The organism is Nostoc sp. (assembly GCF_036919555.1).
In the GTDB taxonomy this organism is placed as follows: Bacteria; Cyanobacteriota; Cyanobacteriia; order Cyanobacteriales; family Nostocaceae; genus Nostoc.
This window is the reverse complement of the sequence record NZ_JBALCS010000036.1, coordinates 18,154-41,184: the sequence shown is the minus strand read 5'-3', so window position 1 is coordinate 41,184 and position 23,031 is coordinate 18,154. Positions and strand designations below refer to the sequence as shown.

Genomic DNA, 23,031 nt, shown 5'->3' with positions numbered 1-23,031 from the left:
CGAAGTATAAAGTAAAGCTTACCGATAAATCTGGGAGTAAGTAAAGTTTTTCTCTCCCAAGCTGTTTGATATTTAATTTACATATAGTCAAACTAATTTATAATTCATAATTCATCCTTGTTTTTGGTCACTATCTCCTGTGATCTGAACAAGTTGATGGAGGTTGTCACTACTGATGTGATAAGCTCCCCCAAAACCAACTACAAAACGACCTTCACTCGGAGTTAGCTGGAAAATCCGAAAGTCAGACAAGCCGCGCAAAACCTCGATAATTTGACCAAAGCGCCCTTGAAATTGCTCAACAATTTGATTCCACTCGTCAGTTTCACGCTCTATCAAAGTTCCCGTACAATCAAAACTCAGACGACGACGGGCAAAAATTAGATTACTCTTGGCTTCATCCTCGATAAACAAGACACTAACATGAGGATTGGCATAGAGATTTTTGGTATGAGTTGAAAGACCACTGACGTAAATGTAGATATTCTTGGAATCATCGATTACAAATGGAGCATAACTAGCATTGGGTATTGCCTGTGCGCTCACAGTGCTAATGATTACACTCTCAAATGCTTCAGGAAACTTTTCGTACTCAGCTTGAATGTTTTCAAGTTGACTCATAAGTAAATTACCGTTTGATTAGGAATACCTAATTAAGTATCCTAACGTGATTGAGCGATATCGACGACGGGCGTAGCTGGCGAATGAAATGCCAAAGATTTGGTTTAATTGTAGCTAGTCCCCCTCATTGAAGGGAATAGGTAACAGGTGATCGGTTACAGGTATCTCCTTTCCCCTAATTAAAGCAACTCAGGATTATCCAAGTTATGAGTACCGGAGGATTTGGAGAAACAGACATTGGGCTAAACTGAAGAAAGTTGTGAGGACGCAAATGTGACTGACAAAAATCGTTCTCAATGGGATTTAGGCAGGTTTATCGAAACCCTGACTTACTTTGAGGTAATTCCTTTTCTTAACTGTCTACAGCAGTTAATCCAAGGTCGTCCTAAGGATAATCAAGATAGACCCAATGGAGGAAGAAACGTGGGTGTAATATTAGTAGCAGGTGCAACAGGTGGTGTAGGTAAACGAGTGGTAAGGCGATCGCTCGAACAGGGTTATAAAGTTCGCGCCCTAGTTCGAGACATTGACAAAGCGCGGTCAATTCTTGGTAATGATATAGACTTGGTAGTTGCGGATATCACCAAACCAGAAACTTTAACTCCTTTAGTTATGGCTGATATCCAAGCTGTAGTTTGTTGCACAGCAGTGCGCGTGCAACCAGTTGAGGGAGACACAGCAGATAGAGCCAAATATTATCAAGGTGTTAAATTCTACCAACCAGAAATTGTTGGCGATACTCCAGAAAATGTAGAATATCAAGGTGTTAAAAACTTAGTCCAAGCCGCCGCAAAATATTTACCCCAAGCAAACGAAAAACCGATATTTGATTTCACAAAGCCATCAGCAGAATTAAAAGATAACTGGGGAGCGCTGGATGATGTCGTCATGGGTGGCGTGAGTGCCAGTAATATCCAATTAGGGGAAAATACAGCTTTGTTTGCTGGTAATGTCTCCACCGCTAACTCTGGCGGATTTGCTTCTATCAGAACCAAAAATTTTGATCCACCCTTCAACTTATCTGGTTATGAAGGTGTGAAATTGCGCGTCAAAGGTGACGGTCAGCGTTATAAAATATTTCTACGGACAGATACAAAATGGGATGGCATTGGCTACAGCTATTCTTTCGATACCGTAGCTAATACTTGGATAGATGTTCACATTCCTTTTGCAGATTTGGTTCCCGTCTTTCGGGCAAAACTTGTCAAAGATGCGCCGCCAATTGAGCAGAATAGAGTTTGTTCATTCCAACTGATGTTGAGCAAATTTGAATATGATGGGGCTTTGAATCCCAAATTTTCTGCCGGTGGTTTTGCTTTGGAGTTGGAATCAATTAAAGCTGACGGCGGGACAACTTTACCACAATTTATCCTCGTCAGTTCAGCAGGTGTGACTCGTCCCGGACGCCCCGGCATTAATTTAGATGAAGAACCGCCAGCAGTGAAATTAAATGATCAATTGGGAGGAATTTTAACTTGGAAGTTGAAGGGAGAAGATAGTTTAAGAGAAAGCGGAATTCCTTATACGATTATTAGACCTTGTGCTTTAACTGAAGAACCAGGGGGTAAGGAATTAATATTTGAGCAAGGCGATAATATTAGGGGCAAAATCAGCCGTGAGGATGTGGCAGAACTTTGTGTGCAAGCCTTAAAACTAGCGATCGCTTCTAATGTCACCTTTGAGGTAAAACAGGGAGATAATACTCTTAACTCTATCGATTGGCAGAAGCTATTTTCTCACTTAGAACAGGATAAATAAGTGAAGCTCCTACGACTTATAGTGGTTCTCGACAAGCGTGAGGTACAATTTTGACCTCTCTCCTAAAAGGAGAGAGGCTTTGAATTTTTCCCCCTTCCCGAAGCGGGAAGGGGGTTAGGGGGTTAGGTCTGTTTGCATACCTATTTTTCGCGGTAGCAAAACAACTCCCAATACGGTTCGGTTAAGATCCCTCCGCCTACGGCGACCCCCTCAAAAAGGGGGTAAAAGATGGTTATAAGCCAATACGGTTCAGATAAGCCCAAAAAATATATTGCGTAGGTTGGGTTGAGGAACGAAACCCAACATTTTCGGGCATTTGTTGGGTTTCACGACCTTTAACCCAACCTACAATTATCCTTAACTAAGCTATATTGGGTTATAAGCCCCTCTTTTTAAGGCTTATCATTACCAACATTTTTTAAATCTTCCGCTTCGTTGCTAACTCGCCTGGGAATAAATTCCGAGGCTAATAGCTCAAGTCCTCTGAAGAGGACTAAATATAAGATTTTAAGCGATGTGGATAGGTAAACTCTGTGAAAGGGAAAATTTCAGTCCACTTAAGTGGACTTGAGCTATCAGCCCAGAACTTAAGTTCTGGGCGGGATTGCCTGTCTGTGCGACACCTTGACTATTACGAAAATGTGGGTAATGACAAGCTTTTTAAGGGGGGTTGGGGGGATCTTCGAGGAATAAACACCTTAACCGAACCGTATTGAAACAACTTTGGTCAACCCTTAGATACAAGACGTTGCAAAATTAAATGATTACGTTCAGTTAATCTTGCTTCCCAGTTAGGTTCCACTACAATCGTGCTAATTTTTTCGACAACGATCGCAGGACCATTAATATTATCTTCTGGTTGTAAATCTTCTCGTCGATAAAGAGGAGTATCATGCCATCTATTATTACTAAATATTCTTACAATCTCAATAGATGTAGGAGGTTTATCTAAAGGGCGAGTACGAATAATTAAAGGTTCTTCGGGAGTCTCCATCTTCTGAATAACTTCTACTGAGGCGGATTCAACAATTAGGGTTTTCTCTAATTGAATAAAACCATAACGGGATTTATGTTCAGCCTCAAAGTCTTGCCGCATCATTGCTACTTCACCAGTCAAATCAACGGTCAATGTAGAGTTAGTTCCCTGATATTTTAAGTTAACTTTTTGGACTATTTCTACTTGACTACGCACTTGATCTATTTCACTTCTAGCTTGAGTTTCTAAATATTGCATTAACTGGTGTAATTTAGGAATTAATGCTTGAGTCAGAGGCTGTTCTACTCCCCCTTCTCTAATTGCCCGCACATCAGCTAATCCCATTCCATAAGCAGAAAGAACACCAGCATAAGGATGTAAAAATATCTTTTCCATTCCCAAAGTGTCGGCAATTAAACAAGCAACTTGCCCACCTGCGCCACCAAAACAACAAAGCACATATTGGCTGACATCATAACCCCGTTGCAGACTGATTTTTTTAATTGCATTCGCCATATTTTCCACTGCGATCGCCATAAATCCAGCCGCTACTTGTTCGGGAGTAGAATGATTTAATGTAGCGGCTTGAATGTCTGCGGCTAATTGTGTAAATTGCTGAATGACAGTATCTTTATCTAAAGGTAAATTGCCATCCATTCCAAAAATTGAGGGAAAATATTGGGGGTGGATTTTGCCTAACATCACATTGGCATCAGTAACCGTTAATGGTCCCCCGCGTCGGTAACAAGCAGGGCCAGGATTTGAACCAGCAGATTTAAATCCAACACGATAACTAGAACTATCAAAAAAGAGAATTGAACCGCCTCCAGCAGCAATGGTATTAATTGCTAATACAGGAACTCGCATCCGCGCCCCAGCAATTTCCGAATCTAGTTGTCGTTCATACTCTCCTTTAAAGTGGGCGACATCTGTACTTGTCCCTCCCATATCAAAGGTAATAACTAACTCAAAACCAGCCCTTTTACTAGTTTGAATTGCGCCGACAATACCGCCAGCCGAACCACTCAAAATACTATCCTTGCCTTGAAATTGTTGGGCTGCAACTAAACCTCCATCAGATTTCATGAACATTAATTTGACTCCAGGTAACTGACTCGCTACTTGGTTGACATAGCGACGTAGAATAGGAGTTAAATAAGCATCGACTACTGTTGTATCTCCTCGGCTGACCAACTTTATTAACGGACTAACTTGATGGGATACAGATATTTGAGTAAAGCCGATTTTTAGAGCAAGTTTGGCTATTTGTTGTTCGTGGTCATGATAGCGATCGCTGTGCATAAAAACAATAGCACAACTCTGAATTCCTCTGTTGTAAACTTCTTGTAAGTCGTTTGTAACCTGTTCAATATTTATCGGGATTAATTCATTTCCATGAGCATCATAACGTTCATCAATCTCAATTACTTGTTCATAAAGCATAGCTGGTAAAACGATATGACGGGCAAAGATGTGAGGACGGTTTTGGTAGCCAATTCGCAGCGCATCTTTAAAGCCTTTGGTAATCAGAAGAACGACGCGATCGCCTTTCCGTTCTAGCAGCGCATTTGTTGCTACTGTTGTCCCCATTTTAACCACTTCTATTGCTTCAGTAGGAATGGGTTCGTTGCTGGAAATACCCATGATATCCCGTATACCTTGGATTGCTGCATCTTGATATTGTTCGGGATTTTCTGAAAGTAGTTTGTAGACTATAATCCATTGCTGATTAGGCAGAGTAACAATTAAAAAACGTTCAGGATATCTTGATAGTTTGTTTATAATGTCCTGATTATCAGTAACAGCAACAATATCTGTGAATGTACCACCACGGTCAGCAAAAACCTTCAACATTACTCTATTTCCTGTATAATCATGAAAAATTAGCCCAAATTAAACTAATGCTTGCTCTACTTGGTCTTTAATTTCATGACAATTATGCCATGCAAAAAGTTTGTGAAAAACTTGGTTTTTGTATCCAACGCACAGATGATTAAAGTATAGTCAAAGTCCAAATCGATATCAAAAAAGTTCATCCCCAAAATTAATACTCATCTACAAATTGAGGATGAACCCACAAAAATTCACGGCGTTTGTTTTGCACCCGCACTAGACCACCAAAACTAGGATCTTTTTCTTTCAGAAGGGCGTGCAATTCTCGCAAAATCGAGCCTTGGGCGCGGATTGCATCACCTTCCAAGAAGGAGGCATCGCTCTTGGACTTCCCAGCCAAAGCCATATCACTTCCCTTCAAGGTAGACTCGATACTTTTTTGTCCGAGATCGAGTTGTTCTTCAATGGCTTTGTAGGTGGTGTCATCCAGTATGAATTTAGTTGTTGAAGCTGCTACAGGCAAGACTAGGCTCAGGGTTCCAGTCAAAATTCTGAGATAGGGGACTGCCTTGGTGAACCACTCACGCTGCAAGTCTAATTCATAGACCCCCTTTTTCTTATCGTTGGGATTTAAGGCTGGAAGTGGCTGACGTGCATGTTCGCACCAGAGGGTGAGTTGAAATTTGGCACTAATCCATTTGGGGCGATCGAAAAATTTCGGATCAACAGGCTTAAAGCTAAACAGGCGCGGGCCATCTTTCGCTTCATCGGTCAGCATCTGCATCAGCACTGCAAACTGGTGATCGACCTGGCTTAAAATGGTGCGCTGCTCCTGAGACAATGACTGAAAGCGCGCTTGATCTCGACGATCTAAGATAACCAAATCTTTGCGAATAACGTTTAGCTCGTCTTTTACAATGTATCGGAACTGCTCAATGCCGATTGCTTGGGATGGTGGCGGAGTCGTGGGTGCGTTATTTAGCAAACAATCAATGTTTTGCCATTCATCACATCCTGAAACTGTACAGAGAAACTCATCCCGATTCTTCTTTTTACTCTTAATTAGTTTCTCTACCTCAAATAGTCCGTTTCCAGGTGTATTCATGCCGCAAGGCGCAACACAAGAAACCATGACGTTACAACGCAATCCTTCCCAGAAGTTTTCAACTAGCCATTTAATCTCTTCCGTAAGATAAGACAAGAACCGTTCAGGATAAGCTGCCCGCACTGTGATTTTTACATCGGTGCCAACATACTCCAGTAATGCCCGACCGTTGTAGTCATTGTCAAGCATTAAGCCCCGTTGCCAGTGGATGCTGTCTTCGTAATTCGCCCGCCCCAGTGAGTATTTGTGCAACCTAACAATCAATTGGTAAAATAATCCTTCTGCCACTGCAAACTGTCCGCGACTGTCCACAATGCGGCAAATTTGCACCTGTTGCCTATCTCCGTCTTCCGGTTGCTCTCCCCAATTGGGCAATGGCTCCGGGCGTGTGTCGGGAACGAGTTGAGCAATCAGGGTGGTATTGCTAGGTTCTGACTGATCGAACACCACTTTATAGGACAGATCAAAGCGTTCCATCAGCCGCAGAAAGATTGGATGCAATTTTGAGGGGTAGCCTTCTTCGCCTGCAAATGGCGGATGGCTCCACAACTGGCTGAGATGCTCAAATTCCACTAAACCGTTGCGTTTGCGTGTCATTCCATCATCCAGCACAAAGCTGATCGCCTTTGCCAGCCAGTCGGGTTTGAGGATGACGATATCGCGCAGTGTTGGGTCGTAATGGTAATGGATGAAATGCCCTAGTCTATGGGAGATGCGAAGAAACAGTTCTGCTTGCTCCTTATCGATTCCCTGTTCAGCACAGATGGCAATGACATCATCATAGGGCAGATAGGCTTTATCGCTTGTCTGTAAAGTTTCCCGCACCTGCTGCCACTTTGCTGGAACGGATCGCCCCATTTCGGGAAGAGATGCAGCGACACGAGCAATAGTATCTTTCAATTCTGCAAGTCCAGTGCAATGCGTCGTATCCTCACTGGGTTTGCTGTTTACATGGAAGAAATCGATTACTGTATCTTTGCCGAATTGATCCAGAATTTCTTGTCTGTCAATATCCGGTTGTCGCTGTCCGGGGCCACCGTGAGTTGCAACTACCAACACCTTTGCCTCCGGTTCCCGATTCTTGATCAGCGTAATCCACTCTTTGACAAAGCCTTGCTGGGGGCCTTCCCGTGGTTTCCAGATCACCAGATATACGGCTGGCGCACTGAAAAACAACTGGTGCGTCGGTCGATAAACCCGTTGACCACCAAAATCCCAACCATTCAACGTGATTTCTGTGCCATTGTCAGGATCAGTGACGATTACAGGCTTAATCTCAATTCCGTGAGTCGTGGGGCGGTCATCCTCCCATTCATCCCCTCGCAATGCACCCAACAGACAACTCTTGCCCACCTCACCCTCACCAATTAGAATCAGCTTGGCTTCATTCAGTGTCACCAGTGCCTCTGCCTTTGCCCGCAGGTATTGCAAGACTGCTTCAGTGCCTTGTTCGTAAGCAGCAGCAAGATCGGGGTTGAGAGAATTATCATTCAGGGCGAGTTTTTCTAGATGAGGAAGCTGACCTAAAGAAACTGGTAAATCGGTTATGTAGTTACTTGTCAAGTCAATTTCTTGTATTTTTTTCAGGTTGCCCAACCAATCAGGTAACAAGTTTAACTCACACTGAACCGCTTTGAGTTTTTCAAGCTGCTGTAGATGGCAGATAAATGATGGAAATCTACTCAGCGGATTACCGCCAAGACCTAGAAGACCCAAAGAAAGCGTTTTCAAATTCCGAAGTTGTCCAAGTGATTCTGGTAATTCTTCGATTTGATTAACATGGATAGCTAGGTTTGTAAGAGACTCCAATTCGCTAATCCATGTAGGGATGGTAGTCAAATTAGTTTTCCAAACAAAAAGTTCTTCTAACTGTGTCAATCTCCTCAGAATTTGGGGAAGTTCACCAAAATTGTTTCCGCCTATGACTAATACTTTTAGCTTCTGAAGCCTACCTATTGGCTCTGGCAATAAAGTCAATCTGTTATAGCCAAGCTGCAACTCACTTAACTGCATCAGAGAACCCAGTGACTCTGGTAGTGCCGTCAGTTGGTTGCTGGAGAGATAAAGCTGTTGCAACTGGGTCAGGGATGCGATCGCCTCTGGCAGTTGCGTCAATTGGTTGTCGGAGAGGTTAAGCGTTTGCAACTGAATGAGAGATGCGATTGCCTCTGGCAGTTCCATCAGTTCGTTGTTAGAGAGGTCAAGATTTTGCAACTGGGTCAAGGATGCGATCGCCTCTGGCAGTTGGGTCAATTGGTTATTGGAGAGGTCAAGCTCTTGCAACTGGGTCAAGGATGCGATCGCCTCTGGCAGTTGGGTCAATTGATTGCTGGAGAGGTTAAGCGTTTGCAACTGGGTCAGGGATGCGATCGCCTCTGGCAGTGCTGTCAGTTTGTTACCGGAGAGGTTAAGCTGTTGCAACTGAGTCAGGGATGCGATCACCTCTGGTATCTCAGTGAGTTTCATCTCGCTGAGATCAAGTTCTATTGCTCCCTCTTGCCGCGCCTTTTTAATCCGCTGCTCTGCTTCCCGATAAGTTTTATCTCGTGCCATGACCAAATCCTTTTTATCACAATCAAAATCGGAGTAATAGCCAGACTTTTTCTGGGTAACAGCCTATACAGGTGGTTTAGCCAGAAAATCTCAGCCTAACATTCTAATAAACAGGAAGCAACGCCAAGGGTAAAAATTTTACTAGGTTAGATGATGTTGACAATTAAATAGTTTGCTGGTTTAGCGGAATTACAATTACAAATTCTGTACCTTGTCCAGGAGCAGAAATACATTGTAATTTTCCCTGATGTTTTTGGGTGATAATCTGATAACTAATAGATAAACCTAACCCCGTACCTTTCCCAACTGGTTTAGTAGTAAAGAATGGTTCAAACAACTGTTGTTGTACGTTTTCTGGAATGCCTAAACCATTATCAGCAATGCGAATAACTACTTGCTTTTCGCTGATGAGTTGAGTATGAATCTGAATTTGTCCCCGTTTGCATAGCGTCTCCCCTACGAGAAGTTCTGATGGTCGGAAGCTTCCACTCAGACTTCTGTCTTTGTCTTGTCCAAATGACGGATGACTAATGACTAATGACTCTTCAATTGCATCGATCGCATTTGCCAGAAGATTCATAAATACCTGATTCAGTTGTCCAGCATAACATTCTACTAATGGTAGATCGCCGTACTCTTTGATGACCTCAATTGCTAGATAGTCAGATTTAGGCTTGAGGCGATGTTCCAGAATCATCAACGTACTATTAATACCCTCATGGATATTCACAGCTTTCATCTCTGCTTCATCTAAGCGAGAAAAGTTTCGTAGAGATAAGACTATTTCTATGATTCTTTCAGCACCAACTGTCATAGAAGTTAGCAAGTTTGGCAAGTCTGCTATCAGGAAATTTAAGTCTATGGCTTCTGTTTTTTCTTGAATTTTAGTTACTGGATTAGGATAGTTTTGCTGATATAATTGCAACAAACTAAGTAAATCTTGGATATATTGATTGGCAAAAGTGATATTGCCATAGATAAAGTTAACTGGGTTGTTGATTTCGTGCGCTACACCTGCTACCAACTGCCCTAAGCCGGACATTTTTTCACTCTGCACTAGTTGAGATGCTAGATGCTTTGCCTCTTGGCGCAATTCTGCTTCAGAGTGTCGCAATATCTCTTCTGCTTGTTTGCGCTGGGTAATGTCGTGGAGAATGACGACATACTCCTGAAAATCCTGATGGGGTCGGTCTGAAATGGAAACTTCCAGGATTTTGTTTTTGCCGTTGCGGAGTAGAGCTTGTTCGCTGCGCTTTGTCCACTGGTCTGGATAGTAGACTAATGCAGGTAGCCATTTGTTGAGGTGATTTCCTAGCAACTCGGAGGGGTTGACACCAAAAAAAGATTCAGTGGCTGGATTAGCCTGCTGGATAATGCCTCGATCATCCACGACTAAAATACCATCCTGGGCGACAGTAAACAGGTGTTCGGCGGCTTCTCGTGCTTCTGCGATCGCCACTACTTGCGGTAAACTTGTCCAACAAGCGATCGCTACTCCCACAAATGCCACACTCATCAGTAGCACCACAAATAGATTTTCACCCGCCGCAGTTGTAACTTTGTTAAGTTTGACACCAAATAACCAGCCAATACCCACTGCGCTGCACAGTAAAAAAATCAAGATGAACACCTGAAGAATTACTGAGTCTTTGATAATTACCACAGGGCGCGTGCGATATCGCCGCATCCACCAACTACGATGGAATGGCGGGAAGGCCACGCGACGAATCACTGCATCTATTCCCATCACACCAATGGGAAATAATAGCCCAATTAGCAAGTTGAGCCAACCCCAAGCAAGTCCGCCCACCACCAGCACCACAACTTCTAACAGCAGAATGCCTAGAGATATGCGACCAAACAAAACTTCCGGCCGATCGCGCCGCAGCCAAAGCCCTAAATGGAATAACATAAAGCAGACAAACCACCCGATGTTACCAATAGCCACAATTCGCGCTACATCTCCCCAAATCAGATAGACCAAGCACAACACCAGTGTCAAGGTCAAAGCTGGGACAAACACACCCCGGCGTGATACAACGGAAAATACTGATGAAATGTGGTTATCTAAAGCCAGCTGATACAAAATTCGCGGGCAATTAGAAACGACCGTTGCCGAACCTAGTAGACAAGCAGCTACTAGCAAAAAGGAAACACTTACAGCAGCTGATTTTCCCCAAAAGGGCTGGGAAGCTGCCACAAGATTCAGAAAAGCATTGTCTTTGAGGTTTGAATCTGTTGCTAACCGCATCACTACCCAAGACCCCCCCAAAAAGATGGGTGGCATCATCCAAGCTGCAACATCTAGAAAGCGCAGCGTCTGAGTGGGATGGCGGCTATCGGCGACAAAGGAAGAAGCTGTTTCACAGCTGTAAGTTGCATAGGTGACGAAAAAGAACCATTTTGTCCAATCTACGAAGCCCAAAGAGGACGAATTGCTAGGAAAAAACCCCGGACTAACATCAGAAAACGCTAACCAGCCTAGACCTTGCACACAGAAGGTGATTAGCAGTCCAAAGGCTGGAATTACAAAAAACAAATGTAAAATACTCAGGGCGCGAGTACCACTAAACGCCACAATAAACGGCAATACTGTAAAGCCAATATCTAGGAATATTTCTGGACAGGTAATACCCAACGCCTCCAAATTCACCTTAATTAAATCTCTGAGTACTATCGTATTAACTGCTAAGTAGGAAACCCAATTGAGGAGGTATCCAATTGCGGCATAGCGAGCTAGTCCGGGGTAGTTTTGCAGCAGCTTGGTAGCATAGTTAGGTGTTCCTCCAGCCACATTTATAAAATGCATACCCAAGCGTTTTACCTGATAGTTAAGCAGCATTCCAAAAATTACCGCAGGTATCCAGACAAAAATAGCTTGGGAACCAAGAGCAGCATGAATTGCTGGAACCAATGCTGTCCAGGAAATATGAGCTGTCAAACCAAAGCCCCAACTTTCAACAGCACTCAGGCTTCTAGTCAAGCGAGGGTATGAAGATTCGCCCAAAGTGGCATCAGCAGAATGGGACATGATTAGCAGTGCTGGATGGGATATTGTAATTAAGCTTATTAGCTATAGTTCCCATCTCCTTAATGTTCTGAACAAAGACTTGATTGCATTAAAGGTTAGTAGAGATTGCCTGTACGGGACAGGTGGGGATACACTGTTCGCAGACGATACAGCGCGATCGCGTGAATGTCAACTTGTGTGTCTCTGGGTGAAGGGTGAGAGCTTCGGTAGGACAAACCCCAGTACACAAGCCACAGTGGACACACACATCCTCGTCGATCGCAATTTCGCCTAATGTATAAGAAACGTTAACATGGCGCGATCGCATCCACTCGATTGCTGCATCTAATTGATCAATATCTCCCGCTAGTTCTACTACCAGTTTGCCAATTTGATTTGGGGCAACTTGGGCGCGGATAATATTGGCGGCGACGTTGAACTCTTTGGCCAGTACGTAAGTTACTGGCATTTGCACGGCGCGTTTTGGGAAGGTGAGTGTTACTCGTTTTTTCACAGGTTTAGTAGAGGGGTTTTTCTGTTGTAGCGTAATCTAAAATACACAGGTTTGACGCAAATAATGGCCGAAACCCTTATTTTTAGGTAGCGGCAATTCATGAATTGCTCCTACAGCGTGTAGTTTTGCGTAAGTCTAAACACATATATAGCGGTTCTCGACAAGCGTGAGGTACAATTTTGACCTCTCTCCTAAAAGGAGAGAGGCTTTGAATTTTTCCCCCTTCCCGAAGCGGGAAGGGGGTTAGGTCTGTTTGCATACCTGTACCTCACCGGATTAAAAATGGCGATAAATCTTAGATTAACGCAAACCTAAAATTTCGGAAATCGCCGTTACAATATCCAGATAGAAGTTGCCTTTCACCGCCCGAAACAATTCAAATTTAGAGTCAGGGGCACCAAAAAACGGTCTGAGAAACCATCCTAACTGCATACCTACAAAAGCATAAAGCAATAACCAGGATCTTAAAATAGTAGTGCGGGTTTTTTTGCCAACTTCATCTTGTTGAGAAAGTAATTGCATTCCTTCATAGAGGAATTTAACGCCAAAGATGCCTGTAATGCCAAAAATTAACACATTCAACAGTTTAAAAAATTGATAAGAATCGGGTGTAGTGATCAGAAAAAATAGCGTAACTGGCGCCAAGCTAAATAAAAGTACACTAATCACTGATACAGATGTGAGCAACACAACAAAATGCTGTTGAATACTGCTCCGCGAACCAAACAAAACATTAAAAAAGAACAAAGTTGGAAAACAGATAATCAGTGTTAATAAATAAAATAGCGGAAGTTTAATAGCACCAGATAATGCTTGTGCCCAACTGTGAGATGCACCGATAATTGCGCCATAGATGGCAAAGAAAATGGAACTAGTTACGAATAAAGAACTGATTTTATTTTGTAATCTTATTCCGTGACGAATTTCTTCTAAGAAAGCCTGACGATCGCGCAATAAATTAACTAAAACACCAATCTGTTGAATTCTGTGATTTTGTTTTTTCAGCATAATTTTATATATTGGATATTTTGTTAAATTACTAATGACTAATTAACGGATTCCCAAAAGATAACTAATAGATTTAATGACGCTTAAATAGAAATTACCTTCTCTTTCGCGGAACAGTTCAAAGGCAGAACCAGGTGTACCAAAAAACGGTCTGAGAGTCCATCCTAACTGACTACCGACGAAAGCGTAAAGAAATAGCCAAAATTGTAAAATCTTTTGGCGTGTCTTACTACCTTCATTATCTTGTTCTAAAACTAAACTCGTGGCGTGATATAAAGACGAGACACCAATAAATCCAGTCAATGCAAAGATAAAGACATTTAACAGAATTAAAAATTGGTAATTATTGGTGGTAATTAAGAAAAACAGTGTGATTGGTGCAAAGCTAAATAAAAGTACGCTCGTGACTGAAACCGCAGTCAATACTAATGCTAAATGCTGTGCAAAAGTCCGCTTTGAACCAAAAATAATGTTAGCAAAGAACAACGTCGGGATACAAATCAGCAGTGTGATTAAATAAAGGGCTGGGAGTTTAATGGCGGAAGATATAGCTTGCATCCAACTATGGTATGCACCAATGATTCCGCCATAAGCCGCGAGAAATAAGGAACTGCAAACCAGCAGAGAAATGATTTTAGTTGGTAATCTTGTACCTTGGCGAACTTCCTCTAGAAAACTTGGGCGATCGCGCAGGAATCCAATCAATACTGCAAAGTATTTTATTCCTAAAGATTTCCGTTCAATCATGTTATCCTCATCCAGATATTATTCAAGTTTCATCTGAGTAATCACCGCCAGAACCATACTTCCAGGCATCAATCAAACGATGCCAATAATATTGTTGTTCATTTGGTTGATTCTTAATCCATATTTCTAACATTGGAGTCAACCAAAACAAGGCAGTATATACACCTAAATTCCCGTAATGCACCAGCCAATCTAACAAACTTCCTAAACCTACTTGCGGAATTATCTTGGCAACTAATCCCGGATGAAATAAACCAGTTTTTAACAGTGTTTGCGTTAGTGCCGAAAACTGTACTATATCCTGTAAAAATGGTTTTAGCACTGGTGTACCCAACTTTTGCATTTCCTGAAATACCGCCGAGAGTAGTTGGTTAATTTGATCTGGAGCAATTTTCTGATTTACACCAACACTCATCGCCCTTTGAAACAACCAAGTAACAGTCAAACTTGGCTGATAGGGTTGCAGCAATGCGATCGCTTTTGCAGATAATTGTTCCGTTTCCAGCGCTTCGTAAATACCAAATGTTAAACGCTTCAGGTGACGCACCATTGCCCCAAAACCACCAAAACTCAAGGGAGATTGACTTCCACTGCTATCTCCCACTGTTAGAATGCGATTCCAAGGGGTTTTTAGTGGACTTTGGCGATAGGTGGGAAAGAAACCAAATAGCGCCCGTTGAAATTTTAGCTTGCTCAATTCCACTCCCTGATATTCTGGTAAGAGACGCAGATATTCCTCAAACAGAGCTTCTAAACTCAAACGTTGGGGATGTGCATCCATGTATGTAAACAAGTAAGTGGTTCTGCCATCCCTAGCTGGGAAGGCTTCCCAGAAATACTGACATTGATTCTGCAAAGATGTGAATGATAATAATAAATCGCCTGAGTTATTTTCTGGAAAACCTTGGGCGCAACTTCCTACAACTAAGCACAGCGCGTCTGGTTTTTTGCCTTGGCGTGCTTGTTGAGTGATGGGTGAAAGATGTCCCATCGCGTCGATTAATAACCGAGTTTTGAATTGGTTATTTACCATCACCCCATCTGGATGAACTACCGCTTCGGTAAAGGGTGTATTTTCTAATAACTTTCCACCAACGGCGATAAATCGGGTTTTTAAAGTAGCCAGTAGATAAACTGGATCTACGCCGATATTCAAGACATCCTCTACCCAAACTTCCGTACCGCCATCAAAACTAACTCGTGCTGGGTTATATTGAGTAGCGATCGCACTTGCTAATTCCTGCTCTGTTAGCAAATTCAATTCCACAAACACATCTAATTCTTTGCGAGAAATATTCCATTCTTGTTCCCTCCCCCGCAAAATTCCCCGTTCCATCAACGCCACCCGCAGTCCCTTCACCGCCAAGGCGCAACCAATTAAAATGCCCAAGGTGCCACCGCAGATAATTACATCGAAGTCTACGCCGCCTAAAGGCTGTTGACTTTCTTTAACTAACGTTGGGATAGGTGCGGAGTTTTCTCGCAGAGATGTTAAGATGCGATCGCCTTGGCGCAACCCTGCAAAAACATCGCCTGGTAATTGGGAAAGAATTTCTTCAGTTAAAGACATTTTGGAAAAACTCAACTCTACATTCCAAAACTACCTGATAATGAAGAAACTAGATATAGCGGTTCTCACTTGAGTGAGGTACAAGAACCCCACCCCCAACCCCCTCCCCGCAAGCGAGGAGGGGGCTATAATTTACTTCATGTCATTAGGAAACGCTATATGATCATCGGCAATTACGAATTACGAATTACGAATTACAAGAGTATGTTCACGACCAAACCTGTAGAACGTCTGTATACTTTTGAGGAATATCTCACCTACGATGATGGCACTGACAAGCGCTATGAACTTCAGGATGGGGTACTGCGAGAAATGCCTCCAGCCTCAGATTTGCATGAAGCAATCATTACTTTTTTGTTAATTCGCTTCTATCTGGAAATCCAACGACTAGGGTTAGACTGGCAAGTTCGCCCTAGCGGTACTGGCGTTCGTACCTCCGTCAAAAAATCCCGCCTTCCTGACTTAATTGTGATGACTGAAGAACAGCGACAATCTATTCAGGGTAAATCGGCTGTGCTTGAGTTACCACCACTAGTAACAGTAGAAGTGGTTAGCGCTGAGTCTGTGAAGCGAGATTATCAAAAGAAACCACTTGAGTATGCAGCCTTCTCTATCCCTGAATACTGGATTGTTGATCCTCTGGAAGCAAAGGTGACAGTCTGCTTGTTAAATCAGGGAAGTTATAACCAAACAGTATTCACAGAGAACCAGCAAATCTGTTCTCCGACTTTCCCTGAGTTAACACTGACAGCGCAGCAGGTATTAACGGCTTAGAAATTTTTTATCTATATAGTAGGATCTAACATACTCTGACCTCTCTCCAAACCTCTCTCCTAAAAGGAGAGAGGCTTTGAGACTTACTCCCCTTCCCTCGCAGGGAACGGGCTGGGGGTTAGGTCTGTATTCACCTCAACTGAAAGCCGCTATATACTGTGCTACGCTACGGTATATTGCATCTCAACGAAAACAGCGATAAATTATCCTAGACCGAATAATTTAGAAATCGCAGGCAATAATTTATTACCCGCTTCAACTAGGGAAGCGATCGCAGGTAAGCCTGTAAATATCCCTTTCAACATGGTGATTGCCGTTTTTGCCGTCTTTTGCTTAATCGATTCTTGGGGATTTTTACCCGCTTCTGCCAAAGTCTTCACCTGTTCCAACGCCTCTGCTTTCTCTTCATCTGGCAAATCTGTTGATTGTGAAATGGCTTGTTGTAACTGCGTCAATAATTCTTTGATTCCCGGTTTATCAGTTTGCGGCGATTCAGCCAATTGCCCAATTGTATTGGTAAGATCACCGCTAATCTTACCCAGGTTGATGACTCCACTTATATCTCTGCCAGCACTGATATTGGTTGAATTATCTTGAGGCATGATGGTACTTCCTTGTGTATAAAAATTCGGCTGCTGGAGTGCAGTTGTAATCATATTTTCTAAACGAATAATCCACTTATCTTTTTCTACCAGCAATAATTGCTGACTCTGCGACAAAGCTTTGAGTTGATTATAATCATCAAAATATTCTGCACTCAGTTGAGATTTATCGCTACCTGCTGCGGTTTTGGCTCTAAGCAAGATTTTATCATCGCCGCGTTTCTCCATTGCCACAATTTCTAACTCGGCTTCAGGATGTTTTTCGGCAAGGTTTTTGAAGGCGATCGCCACAGCGCGGGGGTCAACGCTTTGATTATGATATAAATCGAGGGTGTCAAAAATTGGCTTGATAAAGTCGGCAAAATCCCCATCCTCGAATACCTCTTGTTTATTATCAGGTTTGCGGAGAGGGTCAGGGTCTTTTTTTGTGGGTAAGCGCATAAAGACATATTCACAACTCGCACCATGCAATTTAGTTGTATTTGTAATGCCCCAATCTTCGATGAACGCACCTGTGAGAGTTGCACCTGTTAAATCTGTGCCGTCTAGTTGGGTTTGCTTCAGTTTTGCTCTTGACAAATCGGCATCTTGTAAATTGGCTTCACTGAGATCAGTACTAATAAAGCTAGCATCTGCTAGGTTAGCTTTTTTTAAGTTGATCCTTCGGAGGTCTTGACGGTCAAAGTTTTTGTCCTGTCCCTGTCCTGTAACCAGCAGTTGACATACTTGTGAGTTTTGAAGATAAGTCAAACCAGGACGAACACGGTCAAGCATTTTGGCTTGATGCCAACAGCTACAGATAAGGATAGTGTTTCGGAAATCTGTACTTTTGAGCGTAGCTTGGGTGAAATCAGCACCTGTTAAATTAGCGCCACGAAAACTTGTACCTCCTGTTGCAGCAAAGGCGATCGCAATATTACGAACCAAGGAGTGTTTTTCGTCTCCTTTCATGGCTCGCCAACTGATGTTGATACTAAATAACGTTCCGGCGACGGCGACGGCGAAGGCGAAGGCGACGGCGAAGGCGACGGCTGCGGCGACGGGTCCGGCGACGGCGAAGGCGAAGGCGACGGCTGCGGCGACGGAGCCGGCGACGGCTGCGGCGACGGCTCCGAAACCAGCTACTACTCCTTGGCGAATTGTGACGAAGAAAAAGGCAATTAATAGGATTAGGGTAGTCCAGGCGCGAATCTGATTATTTAAGTTGGTAATATCAAATATTTGTGACACCAAATAGCCGTTGAAAACCCATAAAAATCCTGAAAGTCCCGACAACAGCAATGAGATAAGGACTAGGAAAATTGCCCAACGGCGTTGCAGTCCAGCTTTGGCATGGCTAAAGTTTGCACCTGTTAAATTAGCATTGCTGAAGTTTGCCCCTCGGATGTCGGCATAGCTAAAGTTTGCACCCGCAAGGTCTTGTCTACCTTTGAAGTTGCGTCCTCGGAGATTTTGACCGGAGAAGTCTAAAGCCATGTTCCACTTTACAGAGGTGAGCAAATTTTACTACACGTTCACCCCTGCAAATTCAGAAATTGTTACATATATTTGTTAGTTGAGCTTCAAACCCGCAACTTTGAGGCTCAAAGGTGCAACATTGAGCCTCAGAAGGTCAACATCGAGCCTTAGAAGGTCAACATTGAGCCTCAGAAGGTCAACATTGAGCCTCAAAAGGTGAACATTCAGCCTCAGAAGGTGAACATTCAGCCTCAGAAGGTGAACATTCAGCCTCAGAAGGTCATTATTAGAGGATGTTTGAAAAGTCGCAAAGTATACTAGAAACCTCGCTTCCATTCCTCTCTCCGAAAGGTCGATAGGCTTTGAAACCCCCATTCCCTTGTAGGGAAGGGGGGCTAGGGGGGTTAGGTTCCTGATGCTTTGATGTTACCCAAAATACTTTTCAAACATCCTCTTAAACTAGAGCCAATGATTAGCACTGTTTCACTAGACCTCTTGCAAAAGTCCCTAACACCCCACTCCCAACCCCTCCCCGCTTGCGGGGAGGGGAGCGTTTGCGTCAGCAAATGCGGGGTGGGGTTCTTAATTTTTGATTTATGCAAGAAGTCTACTATAAGATTATCTACATAACGCCGTGTGCAACTTTATCTCAAACCTAACCCCCAACCCCTTCCCTACTAGCGTTGGGGAGCAAGAATCAAAGCCTCTCAGGAGTGGGGGAGAGGAATGGAAACGGGGTTCTAAGAATTTTGCAAAGAACTTTATGTCCTTGGCTTACCTCACCCTCAATCCCTCTCCTTATAAAGGAGAGGGAAGCTAGAGACAGGATGAAGTTTTGCATTTTATATCATGTTCGCTTGATTGCTTATTAAACCCGAAGAACCCCACCCCGCCAAAATTATGCTTTCTCTCCCCTCTCGAAGAGCGGGGAGGGGTTGGGGGTGGGGTTCTTTTATGATAATCTGGCGGACATGATATAAAAGGCTCCGCCTCTTGACTTGATAGGAGGCGGAGCCTTTTAACTTGCAGCAGAGCCAAAATATAGACTTAACTGCAAAAATCAGGTGATCCCATCCTGCTGCGACCTAAGTTGTGTCTCTGGCTGAGTTGAGCCAGCAGGCAAAACCCGATGTTCAGATCCCAAAGTTCCATTAGGAGAATCTGGAGGCTTTGAGCCACCCGATCCCTTCCGAGACAATATAGCCTGAGCTAGGGTCTTAACCAAAATATACAGAATTGGCACTAAGAACAAACTCAAGAACGTTGAAAGAATCAGCCCCCCAAAGAGCGCTGTTCCTAAAGACCAACGGCTGCTGGCTCCAGCCCCTTGAGAGATTACCAAGGGCAAAAATCCTAACAGCGCTGCAAAGGAAGTCATCAAGATCGGTCGCAGACGTTCTTGCCCCGCTTTCACCGCCGCCCGCGTGTAGCTCATGCCCTGCTCATGCAGTTGATTGGCAAATTCCACAACTAAAATCGCGTTCTTTGCAGCTAGACCAATCAAAGTCACCAAACCTACCTGGCAATAGATATCATCCACCACTTTCGGGAAGAGACTACCTGCCATGAAAATATTGGAACGTAGCCAAATCGCCGTCATCGCTCCCAAGACTGCTAGGGGAACTGTCAGCAAAATAATGATCGGGTCAATATAGCTTTCATACTGAGCCGCTAGCACCAGAAAGACAATAACCAACGCGAAGGCAAAAATCAACCCCGTAGATCCCCCAGATGTCTTCTCCTGGAGATAAGTCCCTGTCCATTCATAACCAAATCCCTGAGGTAAGACCTCTTTAGCTAGTTCCTCCATCGCTTTAATCGCCTGTCCAGAACTAGCACCAGGAGCAGGAGCGCCCTGGACTTTGATTGACCTGTACAAGTTATAATGCGAAATGGTTTTCGGCCCCACAAAGGGAGTAACCTTCACCAAATTGCTCAACGGAATCATCGCCCCACTTCCAGAGCGAACATACAGCTTGCCAATATCATCTGGATTAGAGCGGAAAATGCCATCTGCTTGGACATATACTCGATACTGTCGCTGTCCCTGCACAAAGTCATTCACATATTTCGACCCTAAGTAACTTTGCAACGCCCCAAAGATGTCGCTGAGTTCGACATTGAGAGATTTAGCTTGGTTACGATTTACCTGGATTTCAAATTGGGGAGTGTCTGCGGTGAACTGAGTGAAGACTCCTTGTAAAGCAGGGTTTTTATTTGCCGCCGCAATGAACTTTCGAGCATTATCAACCAGGGTTTGAATCGGCGCATTTCCGGTTCGGTCTTGAATGATAAACTCAAAACCGCCTGTAGAACTTAACCCTCTAACTGGCGGAGCATTGACAGCGATCGCTCTAGCATCTGTAATTGTAGAGAGCTTTTTGTTCATCCTCTGAAGTATTCCATAGACAGACTCAGATTCTGTAGGTCTCTCTTTCCAGGGTTTCAGGTTAGCAAAGGCAATGCCTAAATTAGAAGCATTGCCATCGAAACCAAAGCCACTAATCATAAAACTAGCTCTAACTTCCGGAAGCGATGTTACTTCTTTAACAACCCGATTCATCACAGATTCGGTGTATTTCAAAGAAACCCCGTCAGGCCCTTGGACAACTACAAAGAAGTAACCCTGATCTTCCTCTGGAATAAATCCAGTCGGCACTGCTTTGTACATCAAACCCGTTGCTATTAAACCACAGATGAAAACCCCAATTACAATCGGCTTGACATGGGTAAGGTAGCTAACAAATCCGACATAGCGACGCGTAAACCAGCTAAACCCCCGATTAAACTGCGTAAAAAACCACCCCAAAGGACCCCGTGGAGTCTGAGCAGGGCGCATGAGGATGGCTGCCATACTCGGAGAGAAAGTTAAAGCATTGAAGGTCGAAATGGCAATAGAGCAAGCAACGGTTAACCCAAATTGTTTGTAGACAATCCCAGTAGTGCCGGGAATGAATGTCACTGGAATGAATACCGCCATCAGTACAAGTGAAGTGGCAATGACTGCCCCAGTCAACTCTTTCATGGCTTCCATAGCTGCATCAAGGGGCTTCATGCCCTGCTCCAGTTTGACTGCAACTGCCTCCACCACAATAATGGCATCATCCACAACAAGACCGATCGCCAGGACGAAACCAAATAAGGTCAGTGTATTAATCTGAAATCCTAAAACCAACAGAGCTGCACACGTCCCAATCAGGGAAACGGGGATCGCAACAGTGGGAATGATCGTGGTACGCCAGTCTTGCAAAAAGACAAAAATTACCAAGACCACTAGGATAATCGCCTCAACCAGAGTGTGTAGAACTTCTTCTAAAGAAATTTCTACAAATGGAGTGGTATCAAATGCCAACTGGGCTTTTAGTCCAGGTGGAAAACTCTTCGCTAATATTGCGATCTGGTCTTCAACAGCATGGGCAACGTCCAGGGCATTACTACCCGGAAGTTGATATATCCCCAAACCTACGGCTGCCTTGGGAGCACTTCCTGGGATGGTGAATTTGGCATCAGCAAGATAGCTCTCTGCTCCCAGTTCAACTCGACCGATATCTCTAACCTTAACTAGGGTGCTATTAACACTGCTATTAGTGTTACTATTAGTGCTGCCGCCATTAGTGTTGGTATTAGTGCTGCTATTAGTGCTGCTATTAGTGGCACCTTGACTCACTTTCAGCACCATGTCTTCAAATTCAGCCGCATCTTTAAAACGACTGCTTGCCCGTAAAGCAAATTCAAAGCTTTGATTATCTGGTGCTGGTTCCTGACCAATCGCCCCTGCACCCACCTGAATATTTTGTTCTTGCAGGGCAGTTGTCACATCTTGAGGAGTTAGTTGATGTTGGGCAAGCTTGTTGGGATCAAGCCAAAGACGCATGGCATATTTGCGCTCCCCAAAAATGGTGGCTTTTCCTACACCAGGAAGCCGTTTGATCTGATCGAGAATAAACAGATCAACATAGTTACTGATAAAAATGTTGTCATACTCATTATTTTCTGAGTAAAACCCAAAGACCAGAAGAAGACTGCTCGATGCCGTTTCAACGGTGACACCTGTTCGTTGAACAGTATCTGGCAATTGAGGTGAAGCAAGTCCTTCTTTGTTTTGAACGTTTACTTGAGCAATATCGCTATTGATATCAGTTGGGAAAGAAACAGTTATATTGCTCAAACCATCATTACCCGTGTTAGAAGATATATAAGATACATCTTTAACACCATTAATTTGTCGCTCAATAATATTGGTGACAGTGCTTTCTGTTGTTTGAGCATCCGCACCAGTATTGTTGGAGCTAACGGTGATTTGCACGGGGGCGAGGTCTGGTAGCTGAGAAATAGGAAGTATAGGAATACAGATGCTTCCCAGCAGCAAAATAATAAACGTGCAGACCGTCGTCAGGACTGGACGTCTGATGAAGGTATTGACAAACATAAATTAGGGAAAAGTTCAACACTAGTTAGTGACACAGTAGCTTTTTATTAAAGCCGTCATAATACCCCATCCC

At 43.5% G+C, this 23,031-nt stretch carries 12 protein-coding genes; 2 read left to right on the top strand and 10 right to left on the bottom strand.

Features of this window, described 5'->3' with window-relative positions; genetic code table 11:
- Positions 1-111: 111 nt before the first annotated feature.
- Positions 112-621 carry a HugZ family pyridoxamine 5'-phosphate oxidase gene (locus V7K36_RS10275; protein WP_335115411.1) on the bottom strand — a complete coding sequence of 170 codons (510 nt, stop codon included), beginning with the start codon at positions 619-621 and terminating at the stop codon, positions 112-114.
- A 273-nt stretch (positions 622-894) separates the two neighbouring features.
- Here V7K36_RS10275 and V7K36_RS10270 point away from each other — a divergent pair, with 273 nt between their 5' ends.
- Positions 895-2,379, top strand: coding sequence for a CIA30 family protein (locus tag V7K36_RS10270; protein ID WP_335115409.1), 1,485 nt, complete (start codon positions 895-897; stop codon positions 2,377-2,379).
- Positions 2,380-3,106: 727 nt separating this feature from the next.
- Here the strand turns inward: V7K36_RS10270 and V7K36_RS10265 are convergent.
- The 7 genes from V7K36_RS10265 to V7K36_RS10235 form a co-directional block, all read right to left on the bottom strand.
- Positions 3,107-5,209: a hydantoinase/oxoprolinase family protein gene (locus tag V7K36_RS10265; RefSeq protein ID WP_335115407.1), complete on the bottom strand. Its 2,103-nt coding sequence runs from the start codon at positions 5,207-5,209 to the stop codon at positions 3,107-3,109.
- 190 nt (positions 5,210-5,399) lie between these two features.
- Positions 5,400-8,846 (bottom strand): leucine-rich repeat domain-containing protein, encoded by a 3,447-nt coding sequence (locus V7K36_RS10260; protein ID WP_335115405.1) that lies wholly within the window; start codon positions 8,844-8,846, stop codon positions 5,400-5,402.
- Positions 8,847-9,009: 163 nt separating this feature from the next.
- Complete coding sequence (locus tag V7K36_RS10255) at positions 9,010-11,877, bottom strand: ATP-binding protein (RefSeq protein WP_335115403.1); 2,868 nt, start codon at positions 11,875-11,877, stop codon at positions 9,010-9,012.
- A gap of 88 nt (positions 11,878-11,965) precedes the next feature.
- Complete coding sequence (locus tag V7K36_RS10250) at positions 11,966-12,370, bottom strand: NIL domain-containing protein (RefSeq protein WP_334832194.1); 405 nt, start codon at positions 12,368-12,370, stop codon at positions 11,966-11,968.
- 300 nt (positions 12,371-12,670) lie between these two features.
- Complete coding sequence (locus tag V7K36_RS10245; protein WP_335115401.1) at positions 12,671-13,378, bottom strand: actin-binding WH2 domain-containing protein; 708 nt, start codon at positions 13,376-13,378, stop codon at positions 12,671-12,673.
- Positions 13,379-13,420: 42 nt separating this feature from the next.
- A complete protein-coding gene (locus V7K36_RS10240; protein WP_334947301.1) occupies positions 13,421-14,125 on the bottom strand; it encodes an actin-binding WH2 domain-containing protein in 705 nt (234 codons plus the stop codon).
- Between the two features lie 22 nt (positions 14,126-14,147).
- Positions 14,148-15,695 (bottom strand): FAD-binding oxidoreductase, encoded by a 1,548-nt coding sequence (locus V7K36_RS10235; protein ID WP_335115399.1) that lies wholly within the window; start codon positions 15,693-15,695, stop codon positions 14,148-14,150.
- Between the two features lie 204 nt (positions 15,696-15,899).
- Here V7K36_RS10235 and V7K36_RS10230 point away from each other — a divergent pair, with 204 nt between their 5' ends.
- A complete protein-coding gene (locus tag V7K36_RS10230; RefSeq protein ID WP_335115481.1) occupies positions 15,900-16,469 on the top strand; it encodes a Uma2 family endonuclease in 570 nt (189 codons plus the stop codon).
- Positions 16,470-16,672: 203 nt separating this feature from the next.
- Here V7K36_RS10230 and V7K36_RS10225 read toward each other — a convergent pair whose 3' ends face one another.
- Both V7K36_RS10225 and V7K36_RS10220 read right to left on the bottom strand, forming a co-directional pair.
- Positions 16,673-18,547, bottom strand: a complete 1,875-nt coding sequence (locus V7K36_RS10225) for a pentapeptide repeat-containing protein (protein ID WP_335115397.1) — start codon at positions 18,545-18,547, stop codon at positions 16,673-16,675.
- Positions 18,548-19,589: 1,042 nt separating this feature from the next.
- Positions 19,590-22,958 carry an efflux RND transporter permease subunit gene (locus V7K36_RS10220; protein ID WP_334947295.1) on the bottom strand — a complete coding sequence of 1,123 codons (3,369 nt, stop codon included), beginning with the start codon at positions 22,956-22,958 and terminating at the stop codon, positions 19,590-19,592.
- Positions 22,959-23,031: the final 73 nt, after the last annotated feature.